Source organism: Alloalcanivorax marinus, from assembly GCF_016906305.1.
GTDB lineage: Bacteria > Pseudomonadota > Gammaproteobacteria > Pseudomonadales > Alcanivoracaceae > Alloalcanivorax > Alloalcanivorax marinus.
The window spans coordinates 17,367-33,382 of record NZ_JADDOL010000010.1; the positions used below are offsets into that span (position 1 = coordinate 17,367).

The 16,016-nt window shown below is 66.8% G+C and carries 13 protein-coding genes; 6 read left to right on the forward strand and 7 right to left on the reverse strand.

The window, feature by feature from the left end; genetic code table 11:
- Positions 1–156: 156 nt before the first annotated feature.
- Together ilvN and IM760_RS10175 are read right to left on the reverse strand one after the other, a co-directional pair.
- Positions 157–648, reverse strand: a complete 492-nt coding sequence (gene ilvN / locus IM760_RS10170; protein ID WP_138770860.1) for an acetolactate synthase small subunit — start codon at positions 646–648, stop codon at positions 157–159.
- On the reverse strand, positions 648–2,372 hold the full coding sequence (locus tag IM760_RS10175; protein ID WP_204428891.1) for an acetolactate synthase 3 large subunit: 1,725 nt from the start codon (positions 2,370–2,372) through the stop codon (positions 648–650). The genes ilvN and IM760_RS10175 overlap by 1 nt, the downstream gene beginning before the upstream one ends.
- Positions 2,373–2,818: 446 nt before the next feature.
- Here IM760_RS10175 and IM760_RS10180 point away from each other — a divergent pair, with 446 nt between their 5' ends.
- Together IM760_RS10180 and IM760_RS10185 are read left to right on the forward strand one after the other, a co-directional pair.
- Complete coding sequence (locus IM760_RS10180) at positions 2,819–3,289, forward strand: DUF4124 domain-containing protein (RefSeq protein WP_204428892.1); 471 nt, start codon at positions 2,819–2,821, stop codon at positions 3,287–3,289.
- A gap of 6 nt (positions 3,290–3,295) precedes the next feature.
- A complete protein-coding gene (locus IM760_RS10185; protein ID WP_204428893.1) occupies positions 3,296–4,429 on the forward strand; it encodes a sterol desaturase family protein in 1,134 nt (377 codons plus the stop codon).
- 78 nt (positions 4,430–4,507) lie between these two features.
- Here the strand turns inward: IM760_RS10185 and clpB are convergent, their stop codons facing one another.
- The 3 genes from clpB to rluD all read right to left on the reverse strand — a co-directional run bounded on the left by clpB (position 4,508) and on the right by rluD (position 8,977).
- On the reverse strand, positions 4,508–7,114 hold the full coding sequence (gene clpB / locus IM760_RS10190; protein WP_204428894.1) for an ATP-dependent chaperone ClpB: 2,607 nt from the start codon (positions 7,112–7,114) through the stop codon (positions 4,508–4,510).
- 145 nt (positions 7,115–7,259) lie between these two features.
- Positions 7,260–8,009 carry a peptidoglycan editing factor PgeF gene (pgeF, locus tag IM760_RS10195; protein ID WP_204428901.1) on the reverse strand — a complete coding sequence of 250 codons (750 nt, stop codon included), beginning with the start codon at positions 8,007–8,009 and terminating at the stop codon, positions 7,260–7,262.
- Complete coding sequence (gene rluD / locus IM760_RS10200) at positions 8,006–8,977, reverse strand: 23S rRNA pseudouridine(1911/1915/1917) synthase RluD (protein ID WP_204428902.1); 972 nt, start codon at positions 8,975–8,977, stop codon at positions 8,006–8,008. The genes pgeF and rluD overlap by 4 nt, the downstream gene beginning before the upstream one ends.
- A gap of 57 nt (positions 8,978–9,034) precedes the next feature.
- On the opposite strand from rluD, the gene IM760_RS10205 reads away from it, so the two are divergent.
- Positions 9,035–9,853 (forward strand): outer membrane protein assembly factor BamD, encoded by an 819-nt coding sequence (locus IM760_RS10205; protein WP_204428904.1) that lies wholly within the window; start codon positions 9,035–9,037, stop codon positions 9,851–9,853.
- Here IM760_RS10205 and IM760_RS10210 read toward each other — a convergent pair whose 3' ends face one another.
- Positions 9,854–11,479, reverse strand: coding sequence for an NAD+ synthase (locus tag IM760_RS10210; RefSeq protein ID WP_204428906.1), 1,626 nt, complete (start codon positions 11,477–11,479; stop codon positions 9,854–9,856).
- Positions 11,480–11,571: 92 nt separating this feature from the next.
- Between IM760_RS10210 and IM760_RS10215 the strand changes: the two genes are divergently transcribed.
- From IM760_RS10215 to IM760_RS10225, 3 genes are read left to right on the forward strand one after another with little or no spacing between them, the layout of a single operon-like run.
- Positions 11,572–11,835 (forward strand): PP0621 family protein, encoded by a 264-nt coding sequence (locus IM760_RS10215; protein ID WP_204428907.1) that lies wholly within the window; start codon positions 11,572–11,574, stop codon positions 11,833–11,835.
- The gene (locus IM760_RS10220) at positions 11,825–13,372 is read left to right on the forward strand and encodes a sensor histidine kinase (protein ID WP_204428908.1); all 1,548 of its coding nucleotides are present in this window, start codon (positions 11,825–11,827) and stop codon (positions 13,370–13,372) included. Before IM760_RS10215 ends, IM760_RS10220 begins: the two co-directional genes overlap by 11 nt.
- A 2-nt stretch (positions 13,373–13,374) precedes the next feature.
- Positions 13,375–14,766 (forward strand): sigma-54-dependent transcriptional regulator, encoded by a 1,392-nt coding sequence (locus IM760_RS10225; protein ID WP_204428909.1) that lies wholly within the window; start codon positions 13,375–13,377, stop codon positions 14,764–14,766.
- Here IM760_RS10225 and IM760_RS10230 read toward each other — a convergent pair.
- The gene (locus tag IM760_RS10230) at positions 14,730–15,815 is read right to left on the reverse strand and encodes an NAD(P)/FAD-dependent oxidoreductase (RefSeq protein ID WP_204428910.1); all 1,086 of its coding nucleotides are present in this window, start codon (positions 15,813–15,815) and stop codon (positions 14,730–14,732) included. The genes IM760_RS10225 and IM760_RS10230 overlap by 37 nt on opposite strands.
- Positions 15,816–16,016 lie beyond the last annotated feature (201 nt).

Below are 16,016 nucleotides of genomic sequence, written 5' to 3' on the forward strand. Positions count from 1 at the left end.
ACGCAGAGAATCTGTTTTACGCCCACTGACTGAATCCTTTTGTCTCCCCCCGCGCGGGAGGATGCATTGTAGCCAGATACGACGAACCCCGCACGGGGCAGGGTTCGTCGAAGGCTGGCACGCCCGGCGGACCGGGCGGGGTACGCCGGAAAGGGCTCAGAGACTGAGCACCTTCTCGCCACGGGAAATACCGGACACCCCGGAGCGCACCACTTCCAGCACCTGGGTCTCGCCGATGGCGGCGATGAACGCCTCCAGCTTGTCCGTGGTACCGGTGAGCTGCACCGTGTAGACGGTGGCCGTGACGTCCACGATCTGGCCACGGAAGATGTCCACCGTGCGTTTCACCTCGGCGCGCTGGGCGCCGGTGGCTTTCACCTTCATGAGCATGATTTCACGCTCGATGTGGGCGCCTTCGGTGAGATCCACCAGTTTCACCACCTCGATCAGCTTGTTGAGGTGCTTGGTGATCTGCTCGATCTTCTTCTCGTCGCCGGTGGTGGTCATGGTCAGGCGCGACAGGGTCTCGTCCTCGGTGGGCGCCACCGTCAGGGTCTCGATGTTGTAGCCGCGCTGGGAGAACAGACCCACCACCCGGGACAGGGCGCCGGGCTCGTTTTCCATCAGAATCGAAATGATACGTCGCATCAGGTCCGCTCCGTCTTGCTCAGCCACATGTCACGCATGGACCCGTCGGCGATATGCATCGGGTACACGTGCTCGGTGGGATCCACATAGATGTCCATGAACACCAGGCGGTCCTTCAGCGCGAAGGCTTCCTCCATGGCGCCGTCCAGATCCTCCAACTTCTCCACCAGCATGCCCACGTGACCGTAGGACTCGGCCAGCTTGACGAAGTCCGGCAGCGATTCCATGTAGGACTGGCTGTGACGGCCGCCGTACTGCATGTCCTGCCACTGACGGACCATGCCCAGGGCCTGGTTGTTGATGTTGATGATCTTGATCGGCAGACCGTACTGCAGACAGGTGGACAGCTCCTGAATGTTCATCTGGATGGAGCCTTCACCGGTGACACAGGCCACCACCGCGTCCGGGTGGGCGAACTGCACGCCCATGGCCGCCGGCAGGCCGAAGCCCATGGTCCCCAGGCCGCCGGAGTTGATCCACTGGCGCGGGCGATCGTAGAGATAGTGCTGGGCGGCGAACATCTGATGCTGGCCCACGTCGGAGGTGACATAGGCCTCCCCCTTGGTGGCCTTGTAGAGCGCCTGCACCACCTGCTGAGGCTTCATCGGGCCCTGCTCATTGGTTTCGTAACGCAGGCCGTGCACTTTCCGCCAGCCGGCGATTTCCTGCCACCAGCGCTCCAGGCTCTTGGTATCGGTGCCCACCTCGCCCTGCTCGTCGAGCATGGTCAGCATCTCTTCCAGGACCTGTTTGACCGGACCGACGATGGGAATGTGCGCGGCCACGTTCTTGGAGATGCTGGCCGGGTCGATGTCGATATGGATGATCTTGGCGCCGGGGCAGAATTTCCGAGCGTCGTTGGTGACGCGGTCGTCCAGGCGGGCACCGGCGACCAGAATCACGTCCGCGTTGTGCATCGCCATGTTGGCTTCGTAGGTGCCGTGCATGCCCAGCATGCCCAGGAACTGCTCATCGGAGCCCGGGTAGGCGCCCAGCCCCATCAGCGTATTGGTCACCGGGAAGTTGAGCTTGCGCGCCAGGGCGGTGAGCGCCTGGCTGGCTTCGCCCTGCACCACGCCGCCACCGGCGTAGAGCACCGGGCGCTTGGCCTTGAGCAGCTCGTCCACGGCCTTGCGGATCTGACCGGAATGCCCGCGGGTCACCGGCGCGTAGGAACGCATCTTCACCTTCTTCGGATACTCATAGGGGAAGGTGTTGTGCGGCGCCGTGTGGTCCTTGGGAATGTCCACCAGTACCGGGCCGGGCCGGCCGGTGTTGGCGATATAGAACGCCTTTTTGATCATCTCCGGAATCTGACGCGGGTCGCGCACCATGAAGCTGTGCTTCACGATCGGCCGGGACAGGCCCACCATGTCGGTTTCCTGGAAGGCGTCGTCGCCGATCCAGTCGGAACGGACCTGGCCGGACAACACCACCATCGGGATGGAATCCATGAAGGCGGTGGCGATGCCGGTAATGGCATTGGTCGCGCCGGGACCGGAGGTCACCAGCACCACGCCGGGCTTGCCGGTGGACCGGGCGTAGCCGTCGGCGGCGTGGGTGGCCGCCTGCTCATGGCGCACCAGAATATGATTGACCGTGTCCTGCTGGAACAGCGCGTCGTAAATGTGCAGTACAGCCCCTCCGGGATAGCCGAAGATGTACTCCACCCCCTCGTCCTGCAGAGCGCGGACCACCATTTCCGCGCCGGATAACATTTCCACGTTGGTTACCTCGAATCACAAATAGCATTCACTCCGCCGGCGGACGGCGGAACGGGAGTGTTGCCTGGGTACGTCAGGTACCCCATAACCTGCGGGGAGAACGCCGTACTTGGGCGTTCCGGGTCCGCGTGGAGGTGGCCGACGGCGGACACAGGTCGGGAAGCTCGGAGGGGAGCGCCTGGCCGCGCCCGAACCTCGAGAGATTCCACTGGCGGGACAAGCGTGCAGTAGATGCTGCGTTAGGACGCCGCGGTAACGACGCCCCGGGTCCCGGCCACACAGGCGCCGGTAAGCGTCTGCGGGTTCCGATCTCCGGAAAGGGCTTAATATTGTCAGAAATGCGGCCGTTTTCAAACCCCCGCGGGGCGCTTCGGTTGCACAATAACGGGACCCGGGGGCATGCTTCTCCGGGCATCCGAAGGGGTTTTCGAGGGGACCGATTCACCATGAACACCGTCCGTGCATTGCTCGCCGCCGTCCTGGTGGTGCTGGCCGCGCCGGCCCTGGGGGCCAAATACTACAAATGGGTGGACGAAAACGGCGTCACCCACTACGACACCCAACCGCCGCGGGGCACCTCCGCCGAGGAGGTGCGCACCCACCGCTCAGCCAGCTCCGACCAGCCCGAAGCCCTGGAACGCCTGCGTGAACAGCGCGAAGCGGCGGCCCGCGCCGACGAGGCGGCCCGGCAACAACAGGCCCGTCAGCAGCGCGCGGCGGAGCAGCCCGACCAGGCCCGCCAGGAAGAGTGCGAGCAGTATCGCCGCAATCTGGAGACCCTGCAGAACAAGCCGGTGGTGCGGGTCAAGAACCCGGACAGCGGCGAAATGGAAGTGATCGACCAGGAACGCCGCGCGCAAATGCTGGAGCGCACCCGCGCCGCGGTGGCGTTCTGCGACGGTCGCCCGGCACCGTAAACCGCCATGAGCCGATATCTGCGCGAGCGCTTCGAAGACGTGGATCTGACCCCCGGCCAGGGTCGGATCAGCGCCACCCTGGCGGTGGCCCTGGGCAGCCTGGCGCTGCTGGCCAGCTTCTGCTTCCTGTTTCCCCAATGGTTCACCACCCCGGAATTCCGCGGCTTCTACAACGCCGGCCTGCTGCGCGGGATACTGTTCGCGGGCATCGGGGTGGCCTTCGTGTCCGGCCTGGTCAGCGTCTGGCGGCATCCGGATACCCGCTACGGCCTGGCGGGCATGGTGCTGGCCTGCATGGCCGCCCTGCTCGGCTCCGGGCGCCTCAATGTGCCGGCGGTGGAGGGGCGCAGCCTGTACGCCGGGCTCGATTATTTCGTGCTCACCCTGCTGGTGCTGGCGCTGGTGTTCATACCCCTGGAGCGACTGTATCCCAAGGATCGGCGCCAGCGCGTGCTGCGCCGGGGCTGGATCACCGATATGAAGTATTTCCTGTTCAGCCACGTGGGCGTGCAGCTGATCAGCTTCTTCACCGTGATCCCGATCCAGGTGTTCCTGCACGACCATGTGCACGCGGGCTTCCAGCAATGGGTGGCGGCGCAGCCGTTATGGCTGCAATTCATCGAAATCCTGGTGGTGGTGGACCTGGCCAGCTACTGGATACACCGGGCCTTCCATGAAGTGCCCTGGCTGTGGAAGTTCCATGCCGTGCACCATTCCAGCGAGCAACTGGACTGGATGGCGTCGTCCCGGCTGCACCTGGTGGAGATCATCGCCAACCGTTTCGCCGGCTACCTGCCGATTTTTCTGTTCGGCTTCGCGCCGTCGGCGGTGTACGCCTACCTGGTGTTCATTTCCTTCCATGCCATTTTCATCCACGCCAATGTGCGTTTCCGCTTCCCCGGGGTGCGCTGGGTGATCGCCACGCCGGAATTCCACCACTGGCATCATTCCTCCGAAGACGACGCGGTGGACAAGAATTACGCCGCCTTTCTGCCGGTCTACGACAAGCTGTTCGGCACCCTGTTCATGCCGGACCGGCTGGCCGCCCGCTACGGCACCCGGGCCAGCACGCAAGTGCCGGAAGGCGTGGTGCGGCAGTTCTCGTTCCCGTTCCGCCGCGACAAAGCGCCCCGGCCCTGATCCCCGCTTGCTGTGCGGGAGCGACCAAAAAAAAGGGCCGGATAATCCGGCCCTCTTCGCACCCGGGGGGCGATGGCGTCAGGCTTTGCTGAAGCTGAGCTTGCCGTCGGCCACGTCCACCCGGATGGTGTCGCCCTGGCCGAACTCGCCCTTGAGCAAGGCCTGGGCCAGCGGGTTCTCCAGCTGAGACTGGATGGCGCGCTTCAGGGGCCGGGCGCCGTAGACCGGGTCGAAGCCCGCTTCCACCAGCTTGTCCAGGGCCGCGTCGGACAGCTCCAGGCCCATGTCCCGCTCCACCAGCCGTTTGCGCAGGTAGTCCAGCTGAATGGCGGCAATGCCCTTGAGTTGGCCCTGGCCGAGCGGGTGGAACACCACCGTCTCGTCCACCCGGTTGATGAACTCAGGGCGGAAGTGGGTGGCCACCACCTCCATGACCGCGTCCTTCATGGCGTCGTAATCCTTCTCCTTATCACCGGATTCGACACCGGCGAGACGCTGGATCAGATCCGACCCCAGGTTGGAGGTCATCACCACCACCGTGTTGCGGAAGTCCACGGTACGGCCCTGGCCATCCGTGAGGCGACCGTCCTCCAACACCTGCAGCAGCACGTTGAACACGTCCGGGTGGGCTTTCTCCACCTCGTCCAGCAGCACCACCGAGTAGGGCTTGCGGCGTACCGCCTCGGTCAGATAACCGCCCTCCTCGTAACCGACATAGCCCGGGGGCGCGCCGATCAGCCGGGCCACGGAGTGCTTCTCCATGAACTCGGACATGTCGATGCGCACCATGGCTTCCTCGGTGTCGAACAGGAAGCCGGCCAGCGCCTTGCAAAGCTCGGTCTTGCCCACCCCGGTGGGGCCCAGGAACAGGAAACTGCCGTTGGGCCGGTTGGGATCCGCCAGGCCGGCGCGGGAACGGCGCACGGCGTTGGCCACGGCGGTGACCGCCTCGTCCTGGCCGATCACCCGCTTGTGCAGCTCGTCTTCCATGCGCAGCAGCTTGTCGCGCTCGCCTTCCAGCATCTTCGATACCGGAATGCCGGTCCATTTGGAGACCACTTCGGCGACCTCCTCCTCGGACACCTTGTTGCGCAGCAGCTTGGTCTCCACCGGGCCGGCGGCCTCCTCGCGTTCCTGGGCCTGGCGCACCTTGGTTTCCAGATCCGGAATCACGCCGTACTGCAGCTCGGACATGCGGTTCAGGTCGCCGGCACGGCGCGCCTGCTCCATGTCCACCCGGGCCTGTTCCAGTTCCGCTTTGTACTGCTGGGCGCCCTGCAGGGCCGCCTTTTCGGCGTTCCAGATTTCCTCCAGGTCGGCGTATTCCTTCTCCAGGCCCTCGATGTCCTCCTCCAGCTTTTCCAGGCGCTTGCGGCTGGCCTCGTCGGATTCCTTGCGCAGGGCCTCCCGTTCCATCTTCAACTGGATCAGGCGCCGGTCCAGCCGGTCCATTTCCTCCGGCTTGGAGTCGATTTCCATGCGGATGCGGCTGGCCGCTTCGTCCACCAGGTCGATGGCCTTGTCCGGCAGCTGCCGGTCGGTGATATAGCGGTGGCTGAGCTTGGCGGCGGCGATGATGGCCCCGTCGGTGATGTCCACGCCGTGGTGCACCTCGTAGCGCTCCTTGAGGCCACGCAGAATGGCGATGGTGTCCTCCACCGAGGGTTCGTCCACCAGCACTTTCTGGAAGCGCCGCTCCAGGGCCGCGTCCTTCTCGATGTGCTGCCGGTATTCATCCAGGGTGGTGGCGCCCACGCAGTGCAATTCGCCACGGGCCAGAGCCGGCTTGAGCATATTGCCGGCGTCCATGGCACCGTCCGCCTTGCCGGCGCCGACCATGGTGTGCAGCTCATCGATAAACAGGATGACGCGGCCTTCCTGCTTGGACAGCTCGTTGAGCACCGCCTTGAGGCGCTCCTCGAACTCGCCCCGGTATTTGGCGCCGGCGATCAGCGCCGCCATGTCCAGGGACAGCACGCGCTTGTCCTTGAGGCCTTCCGGCACCTCACCGTTGACGATGCGCTGGGCCAGGCCCTCGACGATGGCGGTCTTGCCCACGCCGGGCTCGCCAATCAGCACCGGGTTGTTCTTGGTACGGCGCTGCAGCACCTGGATGGTACGGCGGATTTCGTCGTCCCGGCCGATCACCGGATCCAGCTTGCCGCTTTCCGCCCGCTCGGTGAGATCGGTGGTGTACTTTTTCAGCGCTTCCATCTTGTCCTCGGCGTTGGGGTCGTTGACCGACTCGCCGCCGCGCACTTCCTGGATCTTGTCCGCCAGCACCTTCTTTTTGACGCCGGCGTTCTTCATCAGCTTGCCGACCTCGCCGTTGTCCTCGCAGGCCGCCAGCAGCACCGCCTCGGTGGAGATGTACTGGTCACCGCGCTGCTGCGCCTCGCGATCCGCCAGGTTCAGCAGACGGGCCAGGTTCTGCGACAGCTGCACATCGCCGGTGAACTGGCCCACGGTGGGCACCTTGTCCAGCGCCATTTTCAGGGCGGTGATCACGTCCGCCGGGCGGGCGCCGGCCTTTTCCAGCAACGGCGCGGCCACGCCGCCCTGTTGCTGCAGCAGGGCCAGCAGCAGGTGCACCGGCTCGATGGCGGCGTGGCTCTGCCCCACCGCCAGGGATTGGGCTTCGCCAATGGCTTCCTGAAGACGGGAAGTCAGTTTGTCCATTCTCATTCGACTGCTCCTCTTGCGCGCCGGGGCGGCCCCGCGATCGGCGACCGGCCCTCGGCCGACTGTTCAAAAACTGATCTTAAAATGCGGTCTTACGTGAAGGTTTCAAGAGGCAGGACGGCAGGATATTGATCGGGGTCAAAAACGATCAGGCGGGCGCCAGCCAGATCAGACTGGCGAAGCGGCCGGTCTGACCTTCGGCCCGGTAGGAATAGAAATGGCGAAGATCCGACGCGGTGCAATGGTCACCGCCGGCCACGTCCTGCACGCCGGCGGCGTTGAGGGCCAGGGTGGCGGCGTGGGTCAGGGAAAAGCGCCAATGACCGGGCTGGCTGTCGCGCCGGAAGGCACCGCCGTACTCCGGCCCCAGATTGAGAAACGCCCGGTGCACGTCCTCCCCCACCTGGTAGGCGCGGGCGGATATCGCCGGGCCCAGCCAGGCGGCCAGCGGCTCGCCGTCCGGGGCCAGGGTGCGCACCGCCCGGCCCAGTATGCCGGCGTGCAGACCGCGCCAGCCGGCGTGCACCGCCGCCACCGCGCTGCCGTCGGCGCGCGCCAGCAGCACCGGCAGGCAATCCGCGGTGAGCACCGCGCAGGGCCAGCCGGAGTGCCCGGTCCAGACGCCGTCGGCCCGGTTGTCCGGGTCGCCGGCGGCGATCAGGCGGTCGCCGTGCACCTGGTTCAGCCAGGCCGGTGGATGGTCCGTGCCCAGCAGCTTGTGCACATGGCGGCGGGCCTGCTCCACCCGGGCCGCCTCGTCACCGCAGTTCATGCCCAGATTGAACCCGTGCCAGGGCGGCGGCGAATGGCGGCCCAGCCGGGTGGTGACCAGAGTGCGTACCCGCGGGTGGGGGCGCCACTCCGGGTGCAGCCACTGGCTGATGTCGGGCAGGGTCATGGGGTCTCCCGATCCGCCTCCAGGGCCTGGATCAGTGCTTGGAAATCCGCCGGCAGGGGCGCCTCGAACTCCAGGTATTCGCCGCTGGCCGGGTGCACCAGCCCCAGTTTGCGGGCGTGCAGGGCCTGGCGGGGGAAGCGGCGCAGGGCCTCGCGCAATTGTTCGCTGGCGCCGGCGGGCAGCTTGAGACGCCCACCGTACAACGGATCGCCCACCAGCGGATAGCGGCGATGGGCCAGGTGCACGCGGATCTGGTGGGTGCGGCCGGTTTCCAGACGCACCTGAACCCGGGTGTGCGCCCGGTAGCGGTCCAGCACCCGGTAGTGCGTAACCGCGTTCTTGCCACCGTGCTCCAGCACCGCCTGCCGTTTCCGGTCCACCGGATGGCGGCCCATGGGGGCATCGACAGTGCCGCCGCCGGTCATCACCCCCACCGCCACCGCCTCGTACTCCCGGTACAGGCTCTTGTCCTGGAGCTGGGCCACCAGGCCGGTGTGCGCCTCCACCGAGCGTGCCACCACCATCAGGCCGGTGGTGTCCCGGTCCAGCCGGTGCACGATGCCCGCCCGGGGCAGGCTGGAAAGACGCTCGTCCAGATGCAGCAGGCCGTTGAGCAGGGTGCCGTCGGCGTGGCCGGCGGCCGGGTGCACCACCAGACCCGACGGCTTGTTGATGACGATCAGGTCCTCATCCTGGTAGACCACCGGCAGTTCGATGGCCTGGGGGCGGTCCTCGATCTCCGGCGCCAGCTCCACCGCCAGGGTCAGCGCCTCGCCGCCGAGCAGCTTGTCCTTGGGTTTGGCCGGGCGCCCGTTCACGGTAAGCGCGCCGTCCTTGATCCAGCCCTGCAGGCGCGATCGGGAGAAGCCGTCGAACAGTTCCGCGGCGGCCTGATCCAGCCTCGACCCGGCGTACTGCTCGCCCACCTGCTCGGTGCGCTGAATTTTCTCGCCGCCAAGATGTCCCATAGTCCGACCTGTGATTACAATAGGCGCACCATTGTACCCCGTCGTACCGAGGAAAAAATGCCGAGACTGATATGGCCGCTGCTGGCCGCCCTGTTGTTGGGCGCCTGCGCCAGCAAGCCGGAGGAAAGCCCGGAACGCACCGAGGCCGCCCAGTATCGCGAGGCGCAGAGCGCCATGGACGCCAACAACTACCTGACCGCCATCGACCGGCTCAAGGAACTGGAGGCCCGCTTTCCCTATGGTCGCTACGCCGAGCAGGCGCAGCTGGACCTGATCTACGCCCACTTCCGGTCCCAGGAATACCCGGAAACGGTGGTCGCCGCCCAGCGCTTCATGCGCAGCTACCCGGCCCATCCGAGCCTGGACTACGCGCTGTACATGCGCGGGCTGGCCAATTTCTACATGGAGCGCAGCTTCTTCGACTCCTTCATGACCACGGACAAATCCGCCCGCGACCTGACCAGCGCCACCGATGCCTTCGAGGACTTCGAGCGGCTGGTGACGCGCTTCCCGGACAGCGATTACGCCCCGGACGCGCGCACCCGCATGGTCTTCATCCGCAATGAAATGGCCCGCCACGAGCTGCACGTGGCCCGCTACTATGCCCGCCGTGGCGCCTACATCGCCGCCATCAACCGGGCCCAGTACGTGGTGCAGCATTATCAGCGCACGCCGCTGGTGCCGGAGGCGCTGGCGGTGATGACCGCCGGTTACGAACGTCTGGATCAGCCCGAGCTGGCCGCCAAGAGTCGGCGGGTGCTGCAGGAAAACTACCCGGACAGCGAGTATCTGGACGACGACGGCCAGGTGGATCTGGCCTGGTGGCCCCGCGAGGGCAAGGGCCTGATGAGCCTGCTGACCTTCGACCTGCTCTGATCAGTCCCCGGGCCGCCAGCCGTTGGTGATCGGGTAACGCCGGTCCTTGCCAAAGGCGCGGCGGCTCACCCGGGGGCCCACCGCCGCCTGGCGGCGCTTGTACTCGTTGCGGTCGGTGAGCTTGACCACCCGGTACACGGTCTCCCGGTCGAAGCCATCGCGAATCACCGCTTCGGCGCTCATGTCCTGCTCCACATAGCGCTCCAGGATGGCGTCCAGCTCGTCGTAGCCGGGCAGTGAATCCGCGTCCACCTGATCCGGGGCCAGCTCCGCCGACGGCGGCCGGGTAATCACTCGCTCCGGAATGATCTCGCTGCCGGCCTTCTGATTGCGCCAACGGGCGATGCGGTACACCGAGGTCTTGAACACGTCCTTGAGCACCGAGAAGCCGCCGGCCATGTCGCCGTACAGGGTGGCGTAGCCCACCGCCATCTCGCTCTTGTTGCCGGTGGTGAGCACCACCGAGCCACCCTTGTTGGACAACGCCATCAGCAGCACGCCGCGGCAGCGGGCCTGCAGGTTTTCCTCGGTGGTATCGGTGGCCAGCCCGGCGAACGGTTCCTCGAGAATCTCCATGAACCCGTTGAAGGCGGATTCGATGGGCAATACCCGGTAGTGCACCCGCAGGGCACGGGCCTGCTGTTCGGCGTCTTCCATGCTCATCTGCGCGGTATAGCGGAACGGCATCATCACCGCTTCCACCCGTTCCGGACCCAGCGCGTCCACCGCCACCGCCAGGGTCAGCGCCGAATCGATGCCGCCTGACAGGCCCAGCAGCGCGCCCTTGAAACCGTTTTTGTTCACGTAGTCGCGGGTCGCCAGCACCAGGGCCCGGTACAGGCTTTCGTCCGCTTCCGGCAACGGCAGCATTTCGCCGCGCAGCTTCAGGCCGCCGCTTTCGTGGGCCAGGTCCACCGGCACCAGCGCCTCCTCGAAGCTGGCGCCCTGCACCTGCAGCCGGCCGTCGCCGTCGACCACGAAGGACGACCCGTCGAACACCAGTTCGTCCTGGCCGCCGATCAGATTGCAGTACAGCACCGGCAGGCCGGTTTCCCGGGCGCGCGCCTGCACCTGCTCGATGCGTTCGTCCTGCTTGCCGGCCCGGAACGGCGAGGCGTTCAGGTTGAGCACGCAGGTGGCGCCGGCCTCGGCGGCCCGCGCTGCCGGCTGCGGGAACCAGATGTCCTCGCAGATGGTGAGCGCCAGCCGCTCGCCGCCCAGCTCGAACACGCAGGGCTGGTCGCCGGCCTGGAAATAGCGCTTCTCGTCGAACACCCGGTAATTGGGCAGGCATTGCTTGAAGTACTCGTGACGGGGCCGGCTGTCGCCGGGGAACAGCACGCCGGCGGCATTGCGGCGCACGCCGTTGCGCACCGCCGGATAGCCGATCACCACCGGCACCTCGATCTCCGCGCCGATGGCGGCCAACGCCTCGTCGATGCGGGTATTGAGGCTGGGGCGCAGCAGCAGATCTTCCGGGGGATACCCGGTCAGCATCAACTCGGGGAACACCACCAGCTCCGCGCCCAGCAGATTGCGTGCTTCCCGGGTGGCGCTCACCACCGCCCGCGCGTTGCCTTCGATGTCGCCGACCAGCGGGTTCCGCTGGGCCATTACGAGTCGCATAGTACCGCCTTTTCTCCGTGGAGCGGTGATTGTACTCTGTAGCCGCCCGCCCTTCACAGATGAGAGCCGGTCGGGTATCAGGGGAGATCCATATGGGGTTGATTCGGCTGCTGATTCTGGCGGCGGTGGTGTATATCGGCTGGCTGCTGGTCAAGCGCCTGCTGCGCGCGTCCGGCGGTGGCGGTCCGGGCGGCAACGGACGGCGCCGCGCCGACGCGCCGCCACGCAGCGAGCGCATGGTCAAATGCCGGCAATGCGGCGTGCACGTGCCGGAAGGCGAGGCCTTTTCGCATCGGCATTTGACGTTCTGCAGCCAGGAGCACCAGCGGCTGTATCTGGAACGGCATGAACGCTAACTGGACGCCCGCGCGCATCTACAATCTCTACCGCATCGTCATCGCCGTGGTGCTGCTGGCGTCGTTCTATCTGAGCGACCGGATGATCGGGCAGCACCTGCCGTGGCTGTTCGAAACCACCGTCACCGCTTATCTGATTCTGACCCTGGCGTCTTCCGCCGCCGATTACGCCCACACCCTGCGCAAGCCCGCCTGGACCCAACCGCTGGCCCTGGTCATCGATGTGCTGGTGCTGGGTTTGGTGGTGCATTCCAATGGCGGCCTGGAGGGCGGCCTGGCGGTATTGCTGCTGGTCAACGTGGCCGCCGGCAACATTCTGCTGCGTGGCCGCCTGGGCTTTCTGATCGCCGCGCTGGCCACCCTCACCGCCATGTTCGAGCAGTTCTATTTCGCCACCCAGACCGGTGACCGGGACCCCTTCCAACTGACCGAGGCAGGCCTGCTGGGTATTGCCTTCTTCATGGTGTCACTGATCATCCAGCAGATCGCCAGCCGCCTGGAGCGCAGTGAAGTAATCGCCGCCCGGCAACGGGTGGCGATCCAGCGTCTGGAAGCCTTGAATCAGCAGATCGTGGCGCGCATGCGCACCGGGGTGATGGTGTTCGACGACGACCACCGGGTGCTGCAATCGAATCCCTCGGCGGACGGCTACTTCGCCCGGGCCATGGCTGGCCAGCACCTGCCCAAGGCTCTGGTGGAGCACCACCAGCGCTGGCGGGGCGCGCCCCATCTGGTACCGGCGCCCCTGCGCCTGTCCCGGCAGTCGCCGGAGGTGAACGCCCGCTTCGCCGATCTGGATACCGGCCACGAGGCCCTGACCCTGGTGTTCCTGGAGGACACCGCGCGCATCGCCCAGGAAGCCCAGCAGTTGAATCTGGCGTCCCTGGGGCGCCTGTCCGCCACCCTGGCCCATGAAATCCGTAACCCCCTGAGCGCCATCAGCCAGGCCGCCGAACTGCTCGACGAGGACGGCGCCAGCGCCGAGGACGCCCGCCTGCTGACCATCATCCGCAACCATGTGCAGAGGGTGAACGGCATTATCAGCGACGTGCTGGACCTGTCCCGGCGCCCCCGGGGGCAAGCCGCCCGCTTCCCCGTGGCCACCGCCCTGGCGGAACTCGCCGCCGGCTGGCACCAGCGCGGCATCGCCGGCGACCGGCTGCGGGTCGAGCACGGCGACGACACCCTGGAGATCCGCTTCGACCGCAGCCAGTTCCTGCAGGTGGTGGACAACCTGATCGGCAACGCCTTCGCCCACGGCGGCGAAACCTGCCAGGTCATCGTCACCTACGGCCAGCACCCGCGAACCGGCCTGCCCTGGGTGGCGGTGCGCGATGACGGGCCGGGGGTGTCGGAGGCCGCCGCCGCTCATCTGTTCGAACCCTTCTACACCACCAGCGACCGGGGCAACGGGCTGGGGCTGTATGTCTGCCGCCAGCTGTGCGAGGCCAACCAGGCCACCCTGGACCATGAGCCCGCCCGCCCGGGGGCGCGCTTTGTGATAACCTGTGCCCACCCGGATCGGCAGTTTCAATAACGATGAAAAAGAACACGCCTCGCGTTTTGGTAGTGGATGACGAAGCGGACCTGCGGGAACTGCTCGTCATCACCTTGGGAAGAATGAAGCTGGATGCCACCGCCGCGGCCTCGCTGGACGAGGGCCGGCGCCTGCTCGACGGCGGCGCCTTCGACCTGTGTCTCACCGACATGAATCTGGGCGACGGCACCGGCCTTGAACTGATCCGCCACGCCGCCGCCCGGGCCCCGCGGATGCCGGTGGCGGTGATCACCGCCTACGGCAATATGGAAGTGGCCACCGAGGCCATGAAACTGGGCGCCTACGACTTCATCGCCAAACCGGTGGCCCTGGACCGGCTGCGTCAGTTGATCGAGGACGGCCTGGGCATCAGCCGCGCCGCCGACGACGAGGACGGCGATCACGGAGAAGACGGCCTGATCGGCCAGGGCCCCGCCATGCGCGGCCTGAAGGAGCAGATTCGCAAGTTGGCGCGCAGCCAGGCGCCGATCTACATCAGCGGCGAGTCCGGCAGCGGCAAGGAACGGGTGGCCCGGCTGATCCACGCTTTGGGCCCACGCCGGGAAAAGCCGTTCGTGGCGGTCAACTGCGGCGCCATTCCCTCCGAATTGATGGAAAGCGAGTTCTTCGGCCACCGCAAGGGCAGCTTCACCGGCGCCGTGGAGGACCGCAAGGGCCTGTTCCGCGAGGCCGACGGCGGCACCCTGTTCCTCGACGAAGTGGCCGACCTGCCCCTGCACATGCAGGTGAAACTGCTGCGCGCCATCCAGGAGAAAACCGTGCGCCCGGTGGGCGAGTCGCGGGAGGTGGCGGTCAACCTGCGCATTCTCTGCGCCACCCACCGGGACCTGGGCGCGGAAATGACCGCCGGCCGCTTTCGCCAGGACCTCTACTACCGACTCAATGTGATCGAGGCCCATGTGCCACCGCTGCGCGAGCGCCCCGAGGATGTACCCGCCCTGGTGGAACATGTGCTCAAGCGCCTCGGCGAGGCCTGGGAAACGTCGCCGCCGGCGGTCAGCGATGCCGCCATGGCGGCCCTTGCCGACTACGACTTCCCGGGCAATGTGCGTGAACTGGAAAACATTCTGGAGCGCGCCATGACCCTGTGCGAGGACCGGCGCATCGAACCGGAGCACCTGCATTTGCCGGACGGCGGCGGCGCGGCGGTGGAGCAAGGCGGGCCGGTGGCGGGCCGCCACCCTCAGCTACCGCTGGAGGAGTACCTGCAGGAAATCGAGAAGCAGGAAATTCTGCGCGCCCTGGACGCCACCCACTGGAATCGCACCGCCGCCGCCAAGAAACTCGGCATGACGTTTCGCTCCCTGCGCTACCGGCTGAAAAAGCTGGAGCTGGATCAGGACGACGAAGCCGACGACGGCTCGAACGCGTAATCCGCCGGGTCCAGCAAGGGGCTTTCCCCGCACATCAGCTGCGCCAGCAGCTCGGCGCTGGCCGGCGCCGACACCAGCCCATTGCGGTGATGACCCACGGCGGCGAACACGCCCCGGGTCCCAGGCACCTCGCCCAGCCAGGGCCAGTCCCGCGCGCTGCCGGGGCGCACCCCGGCCCAGTGATGGTCCGGCCGGCGCGCCGCCAGCATCGGCAAAATCCCCGCCGCCATGGTTTCCAGCGTTCGCCGGCCTTCCGCCGTGGGCGAGGTGGAGGCATCGCCCTTGCGCAACGTGGAGCCCGCCAGCACCGCCCCGTCGGCACGGGGAATCAGATAACCCTGCTCGGTGAGGATAGTCGACGGCACCTGGCCCGGCGCCAGTCGATACAGCAGCATTTCCCCCTTGGCGGGAAACAGCGGCACCGTTACCCCCAAAGCGTCGAGCAGATCCGGGCTCCAGGCGCCGGCGCTGATCAGCAGGGTCGAGGCCCGCCGCCGCTCGCCGTTGTCGAGCCGCACCTCTCCACCCCGCTCACCGGGCCACACCGCCGTGGCCCGGGCCTCGATCCGGGTCACGCCACGTTCCCGCAACCCGGCATGCAACGCTTTCAGCATGCGTGGATTGCGGATGTTTCCGATCTCCGGGAACCACAGCCCCTGGCCGGCGCGACCATCCGGCAGATGCGCGCTCAGGGGGGCGGCCAGGCAGCGCTGATCGTGGGCCCGCGCCCAGGCCAGGCCGCGCTCCGCCTCGGCGCCATCCGCTTCCACCCACAGCCCGCTTTCGCACAGATCCGACGGATCCAGACCGTTGCCCGCCAGTCTTCGCACCAGCTCACGATAGCGCCGCGGGCCGTCCAGGGTGAGCCGGTTCATCGGTTCCGGATAACGCCAGTGATAGAGCGGCGACAGAATGCCACCGCCGGCCCAGGACGCCGGCGGGTGCCGCCGCGGCACGTCCAGCAGCGTCACCCGGCGCCCCCGGTCCGCCAGCTCCAGGGCGCTGAGCGAGCCGACGATGCCGCCGCCAATGATCAGGACGTCGTCCATCGGGGCGTCCACCGTTAGTACATCGACCATAGTGCTGTGTGGTGTTTGGCTGACAGAAAGGGAAGCAACGGTAACACAGGGCGCCCGCCGGCGGGCACGTAAACTGAAACCGGATATTGGGCAAACCGCCCTCGCCTTGCGACGGATCAAGAACCGGCAGGATGCCGACCCGGGCGCACGGCGAAGCCACAGCCGGGAGGC

Excerpts from the sequence above, each read along its gene's own strand:
- ilvN (WP_138770860.1), bottom strand. The coding sequence starts at position 648 with ATGCGACGTATCATTTCGATTCTGATGGAAAACGAGCCCGGCGCCCTG.
- IM760_RS10180 (WP_204428892.1), top strand. The coding sequence starts at position 2,819 with ATGAACACCGTCCGTGCATTGCTCGCCGCCGTCCTGGTGGTGCTGGCC.
- IM760_RS10185 (WP_204428893.1), top strand. The coding sequence starts at position 3,296 with ATGAGCCGATATCTGCGCGAGCGCTTCGAAGACGTGGATCTGACCCCC.
- clpB (WP_204428894.1), bottom strand. The coding sequence starts at position 7,114 with ATGAGAATGGACAAACTGACTTCCCGTCTTCAGGAAGCCATTGGCGAA.
- pgeF (WP_204428901.1), bottom strand. The coding sequence starts at position 8,009 with ATGACCCTGCCCGACATCAGCCAGTGGCTGCACCCGGAGTGGCGCCCC.
- rluD (WP_204428902.1), bottom strand. The coding sequence starts at position 8,977 with ATGGGACATCTTGGCGGCGAGAAAATTCAGCGCACCGAGCAGGTGGGC.
- IM760_RS10205 (WP_204428904.1), top strand. The coding sequence starts at position 9,035 with ATGCCGAGACTGATATGGCCGCTGCTGGCCGCCCTGTTGTTGGGCGCC.
- IM760_RS10210 (WP_204428906.1), bottom strand. The coding sequence starts at position 11,479 with ATGCGACTCGTAATGGCCCAGCGGAACCCGCTGGTCGGCGACATCGAA.
- IM760_RS10215 (WP_204428907.1), top strand. The coding sequence starts at position 11,572 with ATGGGGTTGATTCGGCTGCTGATTCTGGCGGCGGTGGTGTATATCGGC.
- IM760_RS10220 (WP_204428908.1), top strand. The coding sequence starts at position 11,825 with ATGAACGCTAACTGGACGCCCGCGCGCATCTACAATCTCTACCGCATC.
- IM760_RS10225 (WP_204428909.1), top strand. The coding sequence starts at position 13,375 with ATGAAAAAGAACACGCCTCGCGTTTTGGTAGTGGATGACGAAGCGGAC.
- IM760_RS10230 (WP_204428910.1), bottom strand. The coding sequence starts at position 15,815 with ATGGACGACGTCCTGATCATTGGCGGCGGCATCGTCGGCTCGCTCAGC.